Source organism: Salinicola sp. MH3R3-1 (assembly GCF_001937155.1).
Taxonomy (GTDB): domain Bacteria; phylum Pseudomonadota; class Gammaproteobacteria; order Pseudomonadales; family Halomonadaceae; genus Salinicola; species Salinicola halophyticus.
This window is the reverse complement of record NZ_MSDP01000007.1, coordinates 115,435-132,211: the sequence shown is the minus strand read 5'-3', so window position 1 is coordinate 132,211 and position 16,777 is coordinate 115,435. Positions and strand designations below refer to the sequence as shown.

The following is a 16,777-nucleotide window of genomic DNA, read 5'->3' as shown; positions in this document are numbered from 1 at the left end:
AAGACCTCGGTGGTGGCATTGCGCGGTGGGGGTCGGCATCATCGTGACGATGGGCACATATTCAGAGGGTGTTTACAAATTCGGCGAGCGAAGACAAGACAAGGCGAGATCGGCTGAAAAAGCGGAGTTTACCAGGGGTAAATGAGCATTTTGAGGTGGATTTCAACGCCGTATTGTCGAGCGCAGACATTTTGTAAACACCCTCTCAGCGACAACGACAATCCGGTGACAGGTGGGCCGACCGCATCATGACCAGTCAGGAACTTCTCGGGAAACTCGTCGGCTTCGATACCGTCAGCCGCGAGTCCAATCTCGCGCTGATCGAATTCGTCCGCGATTACTTGAGCCAGCACGGCGTCGACAGCGAACTGATCCATAACGACGAGGGCAGCAAGGCCAATCTGTGGGCGACCATCGGCCCGACCGATCGGGGTGGCGTGGTGCTCTCCGGCCACACCGACGTGGTGCCGGTCGACGGCCAGCCGTGGACAGTGCCTGCATTCGAGATGACCGAGCGCGACGGCAAGCTCTACGGTCGCGGCACCACCGACATGAAAGGCTATCTTGCCTGCGTGCTGGCGGCGGTGCCGAGCCTCAAAGCAGCCGAGCTGGAGACGCCTGTACACCTGGCATTCTCCTATGACGAAGAGGTGGGCTGTCTCGGCGTACGCTCGATCATCTCGATGCTGGAGGACAGACCGCACAAGCCGCTCGCCTGCATCATCGGCGAGCCGACCGAACTCAAGCCGGTACTGGGTCACAAGGGCAAGCTCGGCGTGCGCTGCCGCGTGCATGGTGCGCCCTGCCACTCCGCCTACGCGCCGGAGGGGGTCAATGCCATCGAGACCGCAGCGAAGATGATCACCAGACTCACCCAGATCGGCGAGCGCCTGGCCGATCCCGCCCATCACGACGAGCGCTTCTATCCGCCCTTCTCGACCGTTCAGACCGGGGTGATAGAGGGCGGTCGCGCGCTCAACATCGTGCCGTCGGAGTGCCGCTTCGACTGGGAAGTGCGCTCGCTACCGGGCTTCGATGCCGGCGAGGTGGAGCGCGAAATGCGTGACTACGCCGACAGCGAGTTGCTCCCCCGCATGCGCGCGGTCGAGGCGAACACCGATATCGTGTTCGAACCGCTGCAAGCCTATCCGGGGTTGACCACCGAGGCCGGAAGCGAAGTGGCGCGCTTGATTGCTACCCTGGCGGACCGCGATGACTTCGGCACCGTCCCCTACGGTACCGAGGGCGGGCTGTTTCACGAAGCCGGCATCCCCACCGTGGTCTGCGGTCCGGGCTGCATGGACCAGGGCCACAAACCGGACGAGTTCATCGCCGTCGAACAGCTCGAGCGTTGCGACGCGATGATGCAGCGGCTGGTGGAGCATCTGAGCGCATGAGGACATTCAAGATGATTGCCGGACTTCGCTGGGCACCGCTATTCGGCCTGGCGCTACTGGTCGGCTGTAGCACCCAGACACCGCAGCCCGGCTTCGAGCAGCGCCCGGCGAGCGTGAAAAGCGAGCTGGTGACACTCATTCCGGCCAGCGCCGATGACCGTGACGGCTGGGCGACGGACATTACCGCCGCGTTTTCGGCCCAGAACCTGCCCGCGACCAGGGACAATCTCTGCGCCACGCTGGCCGTGATCGAGCAGGAGTCGACTTATCGGGCCGACCCCAGCGTGCCCAATCTCTCGACCATCGCCCGGGAAGAGATCGACCGCCGCGCCAGTGCGCTGCATATTCCGGGCTTTCTGGTGGATGCCGGCCTGAACCTCGAGTCACCCAACGGCAAGACTTACAACCAGCGCTTGAATGCGGTGACGACCGAGCGCGAGATGAGCGAGATCTTCGAGGATTTCATCGATATGGCGCCGCTGGGCCGCCAGCTATTCGGTAGCCTCAACCCGGTGCACACCGGCGGTCCGATGCAGGTCAGCGTCGGTTTCGCCGAGGATCATGCTAAAAACTACCCCTATCCGATCGACGGCTCGATCCGCCACGAAGTCTTCACCCGGCGCGGCGGGCTCTATTTCGGCATTGCCCATCTGTTCGGCTATCCCGCCAATTACGACGAGCCCCTCTATCGCTTCGCCGACTTCAACGCCGGCTGGTATGCCAGCCGTAACGCCGCGTTCCAGGCCGCAGTGACCCAGCTTTCCGGCATTCCGCTGGCGCTCGACGGCGACCTGATCATCCCCGGTTCCCGCCAGGCTGGCCAGACCGAGCTGGCGGTACGCACGCTGAAAGGTCGGCTGGGCATGGACGACGGCGAGATTCGCGACGCGCTGGAAGAAGAGGATGCCCTCGAATTTGAGCAGACCGCGCTCTACGAAAAGGTCTATTCGCTGGCGCTACAGCAGGAGGGTCAGCCCATCCCCTACGCACGCCTGCCGGGGATCAAGCTCGAGAGCCCCAAGATCACCCGCAACCTGACCACGGCGTGGTTCGCCAAGCGGGTCGACGACCGCTGGCAGCAGTGTATGAGGCGTTGATGTCCAATATTTGAATTCTGAACGGCAAGTTTCTCCAGTCGCCGGAAAGAAACCACCCGATAGCGCCTTCCAGGCTCAACCCGAGCGATCTTCGGCGAGCCGGGTCTAGCGACATGGGTAAGGCGAACCAGACATCTGAGTGATGTTTGGTTCGCCGAACGAGCTGGCCATGGATGGCCAGCTCCGGCCTGCAAGCGGGACAGGATGTTTTAGCGAAGCAGGTCGCTAGAGGCGCGCCGGGACAGGGCAGAAAATTGCTCCTGCATTTTCTGCATTTCCGCCATCCATGGCGGTCAGATGTCCTTGCGCGCCGACCCGAAGCGCTGACGAAAATCGCTCGGGATTTCTTGAGCCTGTGGCGCGAAAAAGGGGAGCGCGAGGGGCTTGCCCCTCGCAATAACGACGACAAGGGTCGTAAGGATCTCGTCAGTCGTGAGCTCTTTTCACTCGAATGAGCGCCAAAGACAATGAATCAAGACTTCGGCATCTTCACCGGCCGCTGCCAGCCCTGCTTGGCGACCTGACGACTCCGCCCGATGGCCAGCTCGTCGTCTTTCACCTCGCGCGTGATCGTCGAACCCGCAGCGATGGTCGCGCCGTTGCCGATGGTGACCGGGGCGACCAGCGAGCTGTTGGAGCCGATAAAGACGGCCTCGCCAATCTGCGTGCGGTGCTTGTTGACGCCGTCGTAGTTGCAGGTGACGGTACCGGCGCCGACGTTGGTGTCGCGACCGATCTCGGTATCGCCCAGGTAGCTCAGATGGCCCGCCTTGACGCCATCGCCGAGAGCGGCGTTCTTGGTCTCGACGAAGTTACCCACATGCGCCTTGGCACCCAGCCGCGTACCGGGTCTCAGCCGGGCGAACGGGCCGCAGTCGCTGCCCTCGCCCATCTCGACGCCCTCCAGGTGACTGTTAGCCTTCACCACTGCGCCACGCCGCAGCACGCTATCCTTGATTACGCAGTTGGGGCCGATGACGACGTCGTCTTCCAGCGTGACCTGGCCTTCCAGAATCACGTTGACGTCGATCTGGATGTCGCGGCCGACGGTAACGTCGCCGCGCAGATCGAAGCGCATCGGATCCGCCAGCGAGACGCCCGCGGTCATCAAACGCTCCGCCTGGCGACGTTGATAGGCGCGCTCGAGTGCCGCCAGCTGCCGACGATCGTTGATGCCTTCGACTTCGACCGGCGAGCTCGGCTGGGTCGCCTTGACCTCGACACCGTCGTCGGCAGCCATGGCGATGACGTCGGTCAAGTAATACTCGCCCTGGGCGTTCTCGGCGGAGAGCTTGGGCAACCAGCGACGCAGCTGTTCAGCGGTCATCGCCATGATGCCGGTATTGCATTCAGCGATGGCGCGCTGCTTGTCGTCGGCATCCTTGTGTTCGACGATGGCGACGACCGCGCCCTTGGCATTGCGCACGATCCGACCGTAGCCGCCGGGGTCGTCCAGCGTCACCGTCAACAGCGCCATGTGCTGCTCGTCGACGCCGTCAAGAAGGGTCTCGAGGGTTCTGGCCTGGATCAGCGGCACATCGCCGTAAAGCACCAGCACCTTGCCATCGCCGAGGCCGTCCAGCGCCTGAGCCACCGCATGCCCGGTCCCCTTCTGCTCGCTCTGTTCACAGAAGGCGAGCTCGCCATCGGCAGGGGTCGAACTGGCGTCAGCGAGCGCCTCGCGCACCGCCTCGCCGCCGTGACCGACCACCACGTGCAGCCGGGCGTTCTCCAACCCTGCCGCCGTGTCGACGACATGCTGAACCAGTGGTCGCCCTGCCAGCTTGTGCAGCACCTTCGCCGTCTTCGAGCGCATGCGGGTGCCTTGGCCGGCGGCCAGTATCACGACGTCGAGAGTCATGGCGTCCATCCTTTTGATCAATGAAAACTGGGCGTCATTCTAGCGCTTGAGGACGCCGCTGACAGATTCCTCGAACGCTCCTTCCCAGACGACCATAAAAAAGGCGACTCCGGAGAGTCGCCTTTCGGGTCTTGCACGGCGATGCCGTTAGCCGCGGCCGGCTCGATTGCGCAGCTGTTGCAGCGTACGCAGCTGAGCCGTGGCTTCGGCCAGCTCCGCGGCCGCCCGCGTATAGTCGAGCTCGGTCTGCTGCTCGTTGAGCGAGGCCAGCGCATGCTGACGTGCCTGCTCGGCTTCCGCTTCGTCCAGATCGCTGGCTCGGGTGACGGTATCCGCCAGCACCGAGACCACGTTGGGCTGCACTTCGAGGAAGCCGCCGGTGACGTAATACAGCTCTTCGTCACCGTTTTCCTGAATCACGCGCACCGGACCGGGCTTGAGCTCGGTCAGCAGCGGCGCGTGACCGCGCAGGATACCCAGATCGCCGGCCACGCCGGCAGCAATGAGCTGCTCGACGCTGCCCGAGAAGATCTCCTTCTCGGCACTGACGATGTCACACTGAAATGTGGCCATAGCGATATCTCCCGGGAGTCTGCAGGCTTACTTCATGCTCTTGGCTTTCTCGACGGCTTCGTCGATGGTGCCGACCATGTAGAAGGCCTGCTCCGGCATATCGTCGTAATCGCCGTTGAGTATGCCCTGGAAGCCACGGATGGTTTCCTGCAGCGATACATACTTGCCGGGCGCGCCGGTGAAGATCTCGGCGACGAAGAACGGCTGCGACAGGAAGCGCTGAATCTTACGCGCCCGGGCCACGGCCAGCTTGTCCTCGTCGGACAGCTCGTCCATCCCCAGGATGGCGATGATGTCCTTGAGCTCCTTGTAGCGCTGCAGCACGTTCTGCACGCCGCGAGCGATATTGTAGTGCTCTTCGCCGACGACCAGCGGATCGAGCTGACGCGAGGTGGAGTCGAGCGGATCGACGGCCGGATAGATACCCAGCTCGGCGATCGAACGCGACAGCGTCACGGTCGAATCGAGGTGAGCGAAGGTGGTCGCCGGAGACGGGTCGGTCAAGTCATCCGCGGGCACGTAGACGGCCTGGACGGAAGTGATCGAGCCGGTCTTGGTCGAGGTGATGCGCTCCTGCAGGGCGCCCATCTCTTCCGCCAGCGTCGGCTGATAGCCTACTGCCGACGGCATACGACCCAGCAGCGCCGACACTTCGGTACCGGCCAGCGTGTAGCGGTAGATGTTGTCGACGAACAGCAGCACGTCGCGACCTTCGTCACGGAAGTTCTCGGCGATGGTCAGGCCGGTCAGCGCAACGCGCAGACGGTTGCCCGGGGGCTCGTTCATCTGGCCGTAGACCAGCGCGACCTTGTCGAGAACGTTGGATTCCTTCATCTCGTGATAGAAGTCGTTACCTTCACGAGTACGCTCGCCGACACCGGCGAACACGGAATAGCCGCTGTGCTCGGTGGCGATGTTACGGATCAGTTCCATCATGTTGACGGTCTTGCCGACACCGGCACCGCCGAACAGACCGACCTTGCCGCCCTTGGCGAACGGGCAGACCAGATCGATGACCTTGATGCCGGTCTCCAGCAGATCGCTGGAAGCGGCCTGATCCGCGTAGCCGGGCGCCTGACGGTGGATCGGCATGCGCACGGCATCGTCACCAATGTCGCCGGCATCGTCGATTGGCTGACCCAGCACGTTCATGATCCGGCCCAGCGTCTGCGTGCCCACCGGCACGGAGATCGCGGCACCAGTATTCACGACCTCGATGCCACGCTGAAGTCCTTCACTGGAGCCCATGACGATGGCGCGAACCACGCCGTCACCCAGCTGCTGCTGTACTTCGAGAACGGCCTCTCTGCCCGAGACCGTCAGCGCGTCGTAGACCTTGGGCACGTCGTCCCGCGGGAATTCTACGTCAACCACCGCGCCTATGATTTGTACGATACGTCCGCTCATAGTGGTTCCTCGTAAACCTGCAAATGAAACCTGTAGGGCGTCGCGTGAAGTGACTTCATTCATGCGACGCCTAGCCAAGCCGTATTCGAGACCGCCGCCACGCGGGCGGCGCTGTCGTCATACCGCCGCGGCACCACCGACGATTTCCGAAATTTCCTGGGTAATGGCCGCCTGACGCGCCTTGTTGTACACCAGTTGAAGATCGTCAATCAGATCGCCGGCATTGTCGGTCGCGTTCTTCATCGCGATCATGCGCGCGGCCTGCTCACAAGCCGCGTTCTCCACCACGGCCTGATACACCTGGGATTCGACGTAGCGAACCAGCAGATGATCGAGCAGGGTCTTGGCATCCGGCTCATACAGGTAGTCCCAGCTTTTCTGTGTATCGCCGGGACCGGGTTGTTCATCCCCTTCGCTTTCGTCCTCGACTGCCTCGAGGGGCAGCAGCTGACGCACGACGGGTTTCTGGCTCATGGTGTTGACGAATTCGTTGTACACCACGTAGAGCCGATCCAGACTGCCTTCATCGAAGGCATCGAGCATCACCTTGACGCTACCGACCAGGTCCTGGGCTTCCGGCGCATCGCCGAGGCCTTTCTTCGCCGCCAGCAGATTGCCGCCGCGCTTGCGAAAGAAGCCGCCGGCCTTGCTGCCGATGGCCGCGAAGTCGGCACCGACGCCCTTCTGGTCCCAGTCGCGCGCGTGCTTGACCACCGCCTTGAACATGTTGACGTTCAAGCCGCCGGCGAGCCCGCGGTCACTGGAAACGACGATATAGCCGACGCGCTTGACCTCACGCTCGACCATATAGTCGTGACGGTATTCCGGGTTGGCCTTGGCAACGTGGCCGACCACCCGGCGGATCAGTTTCGCATAGGGCTGACTGGCCGCCATGCGCTCCTGAGCCCGACGCATTTTCGACGCAGCGACCATTTCCATGGCGCTGGTGATTTTCTGCGTGTTCTTGATGCTCCCAATCTGGGATTTGATCTCTTTTCCAGCTGCCATCTCGGATCACCCTGATTCATGCCGCTCAGTCGGGCGAGACGACCCGCTGCCATCGCATCACGATGGAGCGGGTCGCGCCACCTACCAGGTCTGAGTGGACTTGAACGACTCGAGACCCGACTTGAGACCTTTCTGGATCTCGTCGTCGTAGCCGCCGCTCTGGTTGATCTTGTCGAGCAGGTCGGCATGCTCGGACTTCATGTAATCGTGCAGCGCACGTTCGAAATCCAGCACCTTGTCGACCGCGACGTCGTCCAGGAAGCCTTCGTTGGCGGCGTACAGCGTCACCCCCATCTCGGCCACCGACAGTGGCGAGTACTGCTTCTGCTTCATCAGTTCGGTGACACGCTGACCGTGCTCGAGCTGCTTGCGGGTCGCTTCGTCGAGATCGGAAGCGAACTGCGAGAACGCCGCCAGCTCGCGATACTGCGCGAGGGCCAGACGGACACCGCCACCCAGCTTCTTGATGATCTTGGTCTGGGCCGAGCCGCCAACGCGCGATACCGACAGACCGGCGTTGATCGCCGGACGGATACCGGAGTTGAACAACCCCGTCTCGAGAAAGATCTGACCGTCGGTGATCGAGATCACGTTGGTCGGAACGAACGCGGAGACGTCGCCGCCCTGGGTCTCGATGATCGGCAGTGCGGTCAGCGAACCGGTCTTGCCTTTCACTTCACCGTTGGTGAACTTCTCGACGTAATCGGTGTTGACGCGCGCGGCACGCTCGAGCAGACGCGAGTGGAGATAGAACACGTCACCCGGATAGGCTTCACGACCCGGCGGACGACGCAGCAGCAGCGAGATCTGACGATAGGCGACAGCCTGCTTGGAGAGATCGTCATAGACGATCAGCGCGTCTTCGCCACGGTCACGGAAGTATTCGCCCATGGTGCAGCCGGCGTACGGTGCCAGATACTGCATGGAAGCCGGATCGGCGGCGCCGGCGGCGACCACGATGGTGTGCTCCATGGCACCGTGCTGTTCGAGCTTGCGCACCACGTTGGCGATGGTCGACTGCTTCTGGCCGATCGCCACGTAGATACAGGTGATGCCCGTACCTTTCTGGTTGATGATCGCATCGATCGCCACCGCGGATTTACCGATCTGGCGGTCGCCGATGATCAGCTCACGCTGGCCACGACCGATCGGCACCATCGCATCGATCGACTTGAGACCGGTCTGGACCGGCTGGTCGACGGACTGACGTGTGATGACGCCGGGCGCGACCTTCTCGATCGCATCGGTCATCTTGGTGTCGATGTCACCCTTGCCATCGACCGGGTTACCCAGCGCATCGACCACGCGGCCGATCAGCTCCGGGCCGACCGGAACCTCGAGGATACGACCGGTACACTGCGCGGTCATGCCCTCTTCGAGCTCCAGGTAGTCGCCCAGCACCACGGCGCCGACGCTGTCGCGCTCGAGGTTGAGCGCCATGCCGAAGACGCCACCGGGGAATTCGATCATTTCGCCCAGCATCGCGTCGGCCAGGCCGTGGATGCGAACGATGCCGTCAGCGACGCTGACGACGGTGCCCTGATTACGGGCCTCGGAGGCGACATCCAGCTTATCGATACGCTGTTTGATGATGTCGCTGATCTCGGAAGGATTCAGTTGCTGCATGCCATGTCCCTCGAACTCAAGCGGTGAGCGCTTCGCGCAGACGTTGCAATCGACCGCGCACGGAACCGTCGATGACGGTGTCTCCGGTACGCAGGATCACGCCGCCTAGCAGCTCGCGGTCCACCTGAGTGGTAATGGAGATTTCACGATTCAGGCGCTTCTTCAGAGCCTCGACGAGTACGTTCTGCTGCGCGTCATCCAGCTCGAAGGCGGAGACGATGGTGACATCGACCCGCTTTTCTTGCCGGGCGCGCAGCGCCTCGAACTCTTCGAAAATGTCGGGCAACGCAGCCAGACGCCCCTTTTCGCCGACGAGGTGCAGGAAATTACCCACGCCCTCGTCGAAGGGTTCGTCACCGCAGACTTCCAGCAGCAGACGCGTCTTGTCGTCGGCCGTCAGCCGCGGGTTGGCGAGAATGCGTGCACGGACATCGGAGTCAGCGGCCACCTGGGCGACCAGTGACAGACTCTGGGACCACGCTTGGAGCGCCTTTTGATCGCGCGCGAACTCGAACGCCGCCTTGGCGTAGGGTCGAGCGACGGTAGACGATTCAGCCATGGTGCGCCTCCTTAGAGCTCGGCAGCGAGCTTGTCGACGAGCTCACGATGCTTGGCTTCGTCGATGGAGGACTCCAGGATGCGCTCGGCGCCGGCCACAGCCAGCAGCGATACCTGGGCACGCAGCTCTTCCTTCGCGCGATTGATCTCCTGATCGATTTCGCTGCGAGCGCCTGCAATGATGCGCTCACCTTCGGCCCGCGCAGTCTCGCGAGCTTCTTCGACGATCTGATTGGATCGCTTGTTGGCCTGTTCGAGGATCTGTTGCGCCTGCTCCTTGCTCTCCCGCAGTGTCTCTTCGGCTTTTTCCTGAGCCAGTTCGAGATCACGGGTCGCACGGCTGGCTGCATCCAGACCATCGGCAATCTTCTTCTGTCGTTCCTGCAGGGCCTGCATGACCGGCGGCCATACATACTTCATGCAGAACCAGACGAAGACGGCAAAGGCTATGGCCTGACCAATCAGTGTAAGGTTCAGATTCACGCCAGCACCTCTCGCGTCACGGGTTTGGGATTAAGGGTCACCGGAGGCCTCGTGGGCCACGAACGGCGCCGTTAACCGACAAACGGATTGGCGAAGGTGAAGAACAGGGCGATACCGACGCCGATCATGGTCACGGCGTCGAGCAGGCCCGCAACGATGAACATCTTGACCTGCAGCTGCGGGATCATTTCCGGCTGGCGCGCGGCGCCTTCCAGAAACTTGCCGCCGAGGATACCGAAGCCGATCGCGGTGCCAAGGGCACCCAGGCCGATCAACAGAGAAACGGCAATCGCGGTCATGCCCAGAACTTGTGCTTCCATGGTTGTCTCCAGTTTTCAGTCGAGTCTTGCTCAGTCGAGTCTTGCTCAGTTGAGTTTCAGGGGTCAGGGGTTAACGGGAACGCTACTCAATGCTGCTCTTCCGTCGCCATGCTCAGATAGACGATGGTGAGCATCATGAAGATGAAGGCCTGCAGCGTGATGATCAGGATGTGGAACACGGCCCACGGGAAGTGCAGCGGCAGCTGCCACAGTCCGACCATCGCTATCAGGATAAAGATCAGTTCGCCGGCGTAGAGGTTACCGAACAGTCGTAACGCCAGCGAAACCGGTTTGGCCAACAAGGTCACGAGTTCAAGCAGTAAATTGACCGGAATCAACAGGATCTGGGCAAAAATATTGGACGTATTGAAGGGGTGCAACGTCAACTCGGCGATAAAACCCGACAGTCCCTTGGAGCGAATGGAATAGAAGATGATGAGTGCGAAGACCGACAGCGACATACCGAGCGTGGCATTGATGTCGGTGGTCGGGACGACCTTGAAATAGACATGCGACGGATCGGCACCGAACCAGCTGCCGATTTTCTGCGCCAGCATCGGCAGAAAATCCACCGGCACCAGGTCCATGATGTTCATCAGGAAAATCCAGCAGAAAATCGTCAGCGACAGCGGAGCGATCAATCGGCTCTTGCCATGGAACGTCTCGCGTACCGAGCCATCGACGAATTCGACCATCATCTCGACGAAGTTCTGCAGACCGGTGGGAACACCGGTGGAGACGCGCTTGGCCACCGAGCGGAACAGCCACAGAAACAGCACCCCGAGGCCGATCGACCACAACATGGTATCGACGTGTATGGCCCAGAACCCCATCGCCTTGGCATCGGCGGCGGAGTGAGCCATCGACCAGCCGTTTTCCGGATGCAGACCATAGGTCATGTTCTGCAAGTGGTGCTGGATGTACTCCGTACTCGTCATGTTGTTGCCAGCCATGGTTCAGCCTCGAGATTGAATGTGTGACGGTCGGCGCAGCAGCCATGGGCCCAGCCAATGCACCAGCAGTGTCACTACATAAGCGCCAAAGAAGAAAGCGGGGTTTGAGGGGGGCACGGCCACGAACGCCAGCGTGAACAGTACCGCCGTCAAACCGAACTTGCCGGCCTCGGCTTGATAGAAGCTTTTGACGATGTTTCTTGCCTGTGCCGGGCCCTGATAACGAAAGGCACACCAGGCAAAGAAGGCGTTGGGAATGGCAGCGACGAGACCACCGGTCAAGGCGGAAAATGCCGTTCCGCGACCCCAGACACCCCAGCCGATGAGGGCCAACCCCATCACCACGCCGCACTGTAACAGGATCAACCCCGCGATTCGCGGTCTTGCAAGCTTGGCCGGTGCCGCTGGCTGCATGGCTTCGGTCTCGCCGTTGATTCCTGGGATGAATTCGCTGCTGCGACGTTCGATGTCACCATGCGGCGTCAGTCTGACGAATCCCGCCGGATTATAGAGAAGCGATCATGCCGCTTCAACCGAACCTGCACCGATCTGAGGCATCTTGCTGAGCAAAAGATCGCGAAAAGTGCGCAAATCCCGTTAACGCGCTAAATACTTTCGTCGATGCGTCCGTGCTTCGGCTGTCGACCCGCCAGACCGATCAGCGGATATGCTCGAGTATGCCATCCAGCTCGTCGAGGCTGGTGTAACGAATCGTGACACGCCCTTTGCCGGACGAATTGTGATGAATCTTGACCGGCGCGCCCAGCAGGTCGCCGAGACGATTCTCGAGCCGTCCGACATCGGCCGGGGGGCGCTTGTCTTCGGCCTTCTTCTGGCCGCTGGCGATCTGCTTGACCAGTGCTTCGGTCTGGCGCACGGTGAGCTCGCGCGCCACCACCTCATGCGCCGCGTGCCGCTGCTTGGCGGCCGGCAGGCTGAGCAGGGCACGGGCGTGCCCCATGTCCAGATCGCCGCGTTCCAGCAGCGTCAGCACCTGCGGATCGAGGGCCAGTAGACGCAGCAGATTGGCAACCTGAGCCCGCGAGCGCCCTACCGCATCGGCAACCTGCTGCTGGGTCAGTTCGAACTCGTCGAGCAGGCGTTTCAGCGCCATCGACTCCTCGACCGGATTGAGGTTTTCACGCTGGATATTCTCGATCAGCGCCAGGGCGAGTGCGACCTCGTCGCTGACCTCGCGAATGACCGCGGGGATGGTTTCGACCTCGGCCAGCTGCGATGCCCGCCAGCGCCTTTCGCCGGCAATGATCTCGTATCGCTCTGCGCCAATTTGTCGCACCACGATCGGCTGCATTACGCCCTGGGCCCGGATCGAATCGGCCAGTTCCTCCAGCGCTTCAGGCTGGATATCGCGTCGCGGCTGATATTTGCCGCGGGTCAGCTGGCGCAACGGCAGGCGCTCCAGACGCTCGCCGATCCCTTGTGATTCGGGCGAGACCTGCGCTGGCGCCGGCATATTCGCGTCGGCTTCCTGCGACAGGCTATCGCGGCGACGGGCACTGGAGCCGATCAAGGCATCGAGGCCGCGGCCCAGCGGGCGTTTGCGCGTCGTCATGGGGTGTTCCTCGCAGCAGTCATCGTCATTACAGCACCAACCGCCGAATCAGTTCCTTGGCCAGAACACGATGGGCCTGGCTGCCACGCGAAAGGCGCGCGTACTTGGTGACCGGCACGCCATGACTGGGCGCTTCGGCCACGCGGACGTTACGCGGGATGGTGGTCTTGAGCAGGGAGTCGCCGAAATACTGGCCGAGCTGCTTGCTGACGTCTCGGGTCAAGCTGTTGCGCGGGTCATACATGGTCCGCACGATGCCGAATATCTCGAGGGTGGGGTTCACACTTTCCTGGATCTGCTCGACGGTATCGAGCAGCGCCGAGAGACCTTCGAGCGCATAGAATTCGCACTGAACCGGAATCAGCACGCCATGGGCGGCGGTCAAGGCGTTGACCGTCAGCATGTTGAGCGAGGGCGGGCAGTCGATCATCACCACGTCGTAATCCGCAGCCACGCTCTCGATGGCGCTCTGCAGCACCCGTTCGCGACCGTCGCGATCGAGCAGATCGACCTCGGCGGCGGTCAGATCGCCGTTGCCCGGCAACAGCGCGTAACCGGCCACGGCGCAGTCGACGATCACCTCGGCGGCGCTCTTGTCGCCGAGCAGCACGTCGAGCACGCTGCCGTCGAGATCATGCTTGTCGACGCCGCTGCCCATGGTGGCATGGCCCTGCGGATCGAGATCGATCAGCAACACGCGGCGATCGAGTGCCGCCAGGCAAGCCGCCAGATTGACCGCGGTGGTGGTCTTGCCCACCCCGCCTTTCTGATTGGTCAAGGCAATGATTCTGGTCACTGGCGACTCCCTTCGTCGAGGCTGATCCTGTGGATCGCGAGCGATCCGCTAGCGTGTATCCGGCATGGCATGAACGACACCGCCGTTTCATAACAAAACGGCCCGTTGACGCCGTTACGAGCGTCGGCCCGCCTCATCGACTCGACCGAGACGGAGCAACTGGCGTTCGGCATCATCGACACCGGGCACCGTCAGCGCCAGCCGTTCGTGGATGGCGACATGGGCCGGCAGCGATTCGAGTTCACGCGATTCGAGCCCCCCTTTCATTGCCAGCCATTCACCGCCTTCGGCCAGCAGCGGCTCGGTCAGCGTGACGAAATCGCCTAGCGCCGCGAAAGCACGCGAGATGATCTGGTCGAAGGTCGCATCGAAAGATTCGACCCGAACCTGCTCGCAGCTGACGTTGTCGAGCCCGAGCTCCATCACTGCCTGGCGCTGAAAGCGGACTTTTTTGCCGTTGCTGTCCACCAGCGTGACCTGAAGTTCGGGATTCAGGATCGCCAGCACCAGACCCGGGAACCCCGGTCCCGACCCTACGTCCAGCAGGGTGGGTCCGCGCACGGCAAAGGCCACGCTGACGCTGTCCAGCAGATGGCGGCTGACCATCGCCTCGGGCGAGCGCACTGCGGTGAGGTTATAGGCGCGATTCCACTTGTGCAACAGCGCGAGCAGCGACAGCAATCGTTGCCGCTGCGGGCTCTCGATTTCGACGTTCAGCGCCGCCAGACCGTCATCCAGCAGACGTTCACAAACTGGCGTCATGCGCTCAATGCCCGGCTGTCGTCGATCAGACGACGCTTCTTGAGGTGGATCAGCAGAATCGACACGGCGGCCGGCGTGACCCCCGAGATGCGGCCGGCCTGGCCCAGCGTCTCCGGTCGGGTCTGTTCGAATTTCTGGCGAATCTCGGTGGAGAGACCTTCGACCCTGGCGTAATCCAGCGATTCCGGCAGCGGGGTGGCTTCATGGCGCCGCAGACGATCGATCTCGTCCTGCTGACGCGCGATGTAACCCTCGTACTTGGCCTCGATCTGGACCTGCTCGGCGACCGGCTCCTCGCTGACGGGCTCGCCCTTGAGCGACGCCACGTCGGCGTAGGTGAGCTCGGGACGCTTGAGCAGCTCCATCAGGCTGTACTCATGCGACAGCGGCTGACCGAGCTTTTCGGCCACACGCTCGCCGGCCTCGGTCTTCGGCTGGATCCAGGTCGAACGCAGTCGTGCGCTCTCCTGCTCGATCTTCTCGCGCTTGGTCTCGAACGCCGACCAGCGATGATCGTCGACCAGCCCCAGATCGCGGCCGATGGCGGTGAGCCGCAGATCAGCGTTGTCCTCGCGCAGCAGCAGGCGATATTCGGCACGCGAGGTGAACATCCGGTAGGGCTCCTGCGTGCCCATGGTGATCAGGTCGTCGACCAGCACGCCCAGATAGGCCTCGTCGCGGCGTGGCCACCAGGCCGATTCGCCCCGGACACGTCTGGCGGCATTGATGCCGGCCAGCAGCCCCTGAGCGCCGGCTTCCTCGTAACCCGTGGTGCCGTTGATCTGACCGGCGAAGAACAGGTTGTGGATAAATTTGGTTTCCAGCGAATGCTTGAGATCGCGCGGATCGAAGAAGTCGTATTCGATGGCGTAGCCGGGCCGCGTGATATGGGCATTTTCCATTCCGACGATCGAGCGCACGACCTGCAGCTGGACATCGAACGGCAGCGACGTGGAAATGCCGTTGGGATAGAGCTCGTGGGTATCCAGCCCTTCGGGTTCGACGAAGACCTGATGGCTGGTCTTGTCGGCGAAGCGATGAACCTTGTCCTCGATCGACGGGCAGTAACGCGGCCCGACGCCCTCGATCACGCCGGAATACATCGGCGAGCGGTCGAGATTGGCGAAAATGATCTCGTGGGTGCGTTCGTTGGTGTGCCCGATATGGCAATCGACCTGCCGCGGATGCTGATCGCGGCTGCCCAGATACGACATCACCGGCAACGGCGTGTCACCTGGCTGACGCTCGAGTTTGGAAAAATCGACGCTCTTGGCATCGATCCGCGGCGGGGTACCGGTCTTCAGCCGATCGACCCGGAACGGCAGGGCTCGCAACCGCTGAGCCAGCGCATTGGCCGGCGGATCTCCGGCCCTGCCGCCGGCATGATGATCCAGACCGATGTGGATCACGCCACCCAGGAAGGTTCCGGTACATAAAACCACGGTATCTGCCATGAAGCGAATGCCGGTCTGGGTCGTGACACCGACGACGCTGTCGTTGTCGACGATCAGATCGTCGACGCCCTGCTGGAACAGGGTCAGATTGGGCTGGTTTTCCAGCATTCCACGGATGGCGGCCTTGTAACGGACTCGATCGGCCTGAGCCCGTGTCGCTCGCACTGCCGGTCCCTTGCGGGAATTGAGCACGCGAAATTGGATGCCGGCCAGGTCGGTGGCCTGCGCCATGGCGCCGCCCAAGGCGTCGATCTCCTTGACCAGATGGCTCTTGCCGATCCCGCCAATGGCGGGGTTGCAGGACATCTGGCCCAGCGTCTCGATGTTGTGCGTCAGCAGCAGGGTACGGACACCACTGCGAGCCGCAGCGAGTGCGGCTTCGGTGCCGGCGTGGCCACCGCCGATCACGATGACCTGAAAACGGTCGGGATACTCCACGGTTTACCTCACGAGGTGCTGATGCGAACGCATCGAATCGGCACCGACAGCAAATGGATCTCGAGACCTCGCCAAGACGAGGTTCAGCGCCGTCGCAGCGACGCTTTTCATGGTGGCCGAGAACGGTTGGCCACGAAAGCCGCCCAGTATAAACCTCCTGTGGGTAACCGTCAGGGGTTTTCCACACCCGATTTGACGGTGAGTCGCTAACTCACAGAGTCATTATTAATTAATGAGAAATATATAAAGAAGTTCTGTTGTGGTAGTAACTAATGGTGTGGACATTTTCAGTGGATAAGTGGAAATACTCTATAGATTACGAGAACTTGCATTGTTATTCGATTGCTTGACAAGCATGGGGCATGCTGCTGACAGAGGCGTTGATTCCTGTGGACAGAAGCCTTGTTTGTGCACAGCCCGGACTGCACACCTGTTATCCACCGCTGCATACGTTATCTGTTACCGCGGTGG

The 16,777-nt window shown here is 61.9% G+C and carries 17 protein-coding genes; 3 read left to right on the top strand and 14 right to left on the bottom strand.

Annotation, left to right across the window (positions count from 1 at the left end; all coding sequences use genetic code 11):
• Positions 1–248 precede the first annotated feature (248 nt).
• From argE to BTW08_RS05290, 3 genes are all read left to right on the top strand, one after another.
• Positions 249–1,397 (top strand): acetylornithine deacetylase, encoded by a 1,149-nt coding sequence (gene argE / locus BTW08_RS05300; protein WP_075561479.1) that lies wholly within the window; start codon positions 249–251, stop codon positions 1,395–1,397.
• On the top strand, positions 1,394–2,494 hold the full coding sequence (locus BTW08_RS05295; protein WP_075561478.1) for a DUF1615 domain-containing protein: 1,101 nt from the start codon (positions 1,394–1,396) through the stop codon (positions 2,492–2,494). Before argE ends, BTW08_RS05295 begins: the two co-directional genes overlap by 4 nt.
• Positions 2,495–2,667: 173 nt before the next feature.
• Positions 2,668–2,949 (top strand): hypothetical protein, encoded by a 282-nt coding sequence (locus tag BTW08_RS05290; RefSeq protein ID WP_075561477.1) that lies wholly within the window; start codon positions 2,668–2,670, stop codon positions 2,947–2,949.
• Between the two features lie 17 nt (positions 2,950–2,966).
• On the opposite strand, the gene glmU is transcribed toward BTW08_RS05290, so the two are convergent.
• The 14 genes from glmU to mnmG form a co-directional block, all read right to left on the bottom strand.
• Positions 2,967–4,355, bottom strand: a complete 1,389-nt coding sequence (glmU, locus tag BTW08_RS05285) for a bifunctional UDP-N-acetylglucosamine diphosphorylase/glucosamine-1-phosphate N-acetyltransferase GlmU (RefSeq protein ID WP_075561476.1) — start codon at positions 4,353–4,355, stop codon at positions 2,967–2,969.
• Positions 4,356–4,502: 147 nt separating this feature from the next.
• The gene (locus tag BTW08_RS05280) at positions 4,503–4,928 is read right to left on the bottom strand and encodes a F0F1 ATP synthase subunit epsilon (protein WP_075561475.1); all 426 of its coding nucleotides are present in this window, start codon (positions 4,926–4,928) and stop codon (positions 4,503–4,505) included.
• A 27-nt stretch (positions 4,929–4,955) separates the two neighbouring features.
• Positions 4,956–6,335, bottom strand: coding sequence for a F0F1 ATP synthase subunit beta (atpD, locus tag BTW08_RS05275; protein WP_075561474.1), 1,380 nt, complete (start codon positions 6,333–6,335; stop codon positions 4,956–4,958).
• A gap of 117 nt (positions 6,336–6,452) precedes the next feature.
• Positions 6,453–7,343 (bottom strand): F0F1 ATP synthase subunit gamma, encoded by an 891-nt coding sequence (gene atpG, locus BTW08_RS05270; protein ID WP_075561473.1) that lies wholly within the window; start codon positions 7,341–7,343, stop codon positions 6,453–6,455.
• Between the two features lie 81 nt (positions 7,344–7,424).
• Positions 7,425–8,969, bottom strand: a complete 1,545-nt coding sequence (gene atpA, locus BTW08_RS05265) for a F0F1 ATP synthase subunit alpha (RefSeq protein ID WP_075561472.1) — start codon at positions 8,967–8,969, stop codon at positions 7,425–7,427.
• Between the two features lie 16 nt (positions 8,970–8,985).
• Entirely contained in the window at positions 8,986–9,528 is a 543-nt protein-coding gene (locus BTW08_RS05260; RefSeq protein WP_075561471.1) for a F0F1 ATP synthase subunit delta, read from the bottom strand.
• Between the two features lie 11 nt (positions 9,529–9,539).
• Entirely contained in the window at positions 9,540–10,010 is a 471-nt protein-coding gene (locus BTW08_RS05255; protein WP_075561470.1) for a F0F1 ATP synthase subunit B, read from the bottom strand.
• Between the two features lie 71 nt (positions 10,011–10,081).
• A complete protein-coding gene (atpE, locus tag BTW08_RS05250) occupies positions 10,082–10,330 on the bottom strand; it encodes a F0F1 ATP synthase subunit C (RefSeq protein ID WP_011508579.1) in 249 nt (82 codons plus the stop codon).
• Positions 10,331–10,416: 86 nt separating this feature from the next.
• Complete coding sequence (gene atpB / locus BTW08_RS05245) at positions 10,417–11,283, bottom strand: F0F1 ATP synthase subunit A (RefSeq protein ID WP_075561469.1); 867 nt, start codon at positions 11,281–11,283, stop codon at positions 10,417–10,419.
• A 3-nt stretch (positions 11,284–11,286) separates the two neighbouring features.
• Positions 11,287–11,697, bottom strand: coding sequence for a F0F1 ATP synthase subunit I (locus tag BTW08_RS05240; protein WP_075561468.1), 411 nt, complete (start codon positions 11,695–11,697; stop codon positions 11,287–11,289).
• A 244-nt stretch (positions 11,698–11,941) separates the two neighbouring features.
• Positions 11,942–12,856 (bottom strand): ParB/RepB/Spo0J family partition protein, encoded by a 915-nt coding sequence (locus tag BTW08_RS05235; RefSeq protein ID WP_075561467.1) that lies wholly within the window; start codon positions 12,854–12,856, stop codon positions 11,942–11,944.
• A gap of 28 nt (positions 12,857–12,884) precedes the next feature.
• Positions 12,885–13,652, bottom strand: a complete 768-nt coding sequence (locus BTW08_RS05230; protein ID WP_075561466.1) for a ParA family protein — start codon at positions 13,650–13,652, stop codon at positions 12,885–12,887.
• 114 nt (positions 13,653–13,766) lie between these two features.
• Positions 13,767–14,414, bottom strand: coding sequence for a 16S rRNA (guanine(527)-N(7))-methyltransferase RsmG (rsmG, locus tag BTW08_RS05225; protein ID WP_075561465.1), 648 nt, complete (start codon positions 14,412–14,414; stop codon positions 13,767–13,769).
• Complete coding sequence (gene mnmG, locus BTW08_RS05220; RefSeq protein ID WP_075561464.1) at positions 14,411–16,306, bottom strand: tRNA uridine-5-carboxymethylaminomethyl(34) synthesis enzyme MnmG; 1,896 nt, start codon at positions 16,304–16,306, stop codon at positions 14,411–14,413. Before mnmG ends, rsmG begins: the two co-directional genes overlap by 4 nt.
• Positions 16,307–16,777 lie beyond the last annotated feature (471 nt).

What these genes read in the sequence shown, in the direction of transcription:
- atpB (WP_075561469.1), bottom strand. Translation starts at nt 11,283, where the DNA reads ATGGCTGGCAACAACATGACGAGTACGGAGTACATCCAGCACCACTTG.
- atpE (WP_011508579.1), bottom strand. Translation starts at nt 10,330, where the DNA reads ATGGAAGCACAAGTTCTGGGCATGACCGCGATTGCCGTTTCTCTGTTG.
- atpD (WP_075561474.1), bottom strand. Translation starts at nt 6,335, where the DNA reads ATGAGCGGACGTATCGTACAAATCATAGGCGCGGTGGTTGACGTAGAA.
- BTW08_RS05260 (WP_075561471.1), bottom strand. Translation starts at nt 9,528, where the DNA reads ATGGCTGAATCGTCTACCGTCGCTCGACCCTACGCCAAGGCGGCGTTC.
- BTW08_RS05280 (WP_075561475.1), bottom strand. Translation starts at nt 4,928, where the DNA reads ATGGCCACATTTCAGTGTGACATCGTCAGTGCCGAGAAGGAGATCTTC.
- rsmG (WP_075561465.1), bottom strand. Translation starts at nt 14,414, where the DNA reads ATGACGCCAGTTTGTGAACGTCTGCTGGATGACGGTCTGGCGGCGCTG.
- BTW08_RS05295 (WP_075561478.1), top strand. Translation starts at nt 1,394, where the DNA reads ATGAGGACATTCAAGATGATTGCCGGACTTCGCTGGGCACCGCTATTC.
- BTW08_RS05240 (WP_075561468.1), bottom strand. Translation starts at nt 11,697, where the DNA reads ATGCAGCCAGCGGCACCGGCCAAGCTTGCAAGACCGCGAATCGCGGGG.
- atpA (WP_075561472.1), bottom strand. Translation starts at nt 8,969, where the DNA reads ATGCAGCAACTGAATCCTTCCGAGATCAGCGACATCATCAAACAGCGT.
- argE (WP_075561479.1), top strand. Translation starts at nt 249, where the DNA reads ATGACCAGTCAGGAACTTCTCGGGAAACTCGTCGGCTTCGATACCGTC.
- glmU (WP_075561476.1), bottom strand. Translation starts at nt 4,355, where the DNA reads ATGACTCTCGACGTCGTGATACTGGCCGCCGGCCAAGGCACCCGCATG.
- atpG (WP_075561473.1), bottom strand. Translation starts at nt 7,343, where the DNA reads ATGGCAGCTGGAAAAGAGATCAAATCCCAGATTGGGAGCATCAAGAAC.
- BTW08_RS05235 (WP_075561467.1), bottom strand. Translation starts at nt 12,856, where the DNA reads ATGACGACGCGCAAACGCCCGCTGGGCCGCGGCCTCGATGCCTTGATC.
- BTW08_RS05290 (WP_075561477.1), top strand. Translation starts at nt 2,668, where the DNA reads ATGGCCAGCTCCGGCCTGCAAGCGGGACAGGATGTTTTAGCGAAGCAG.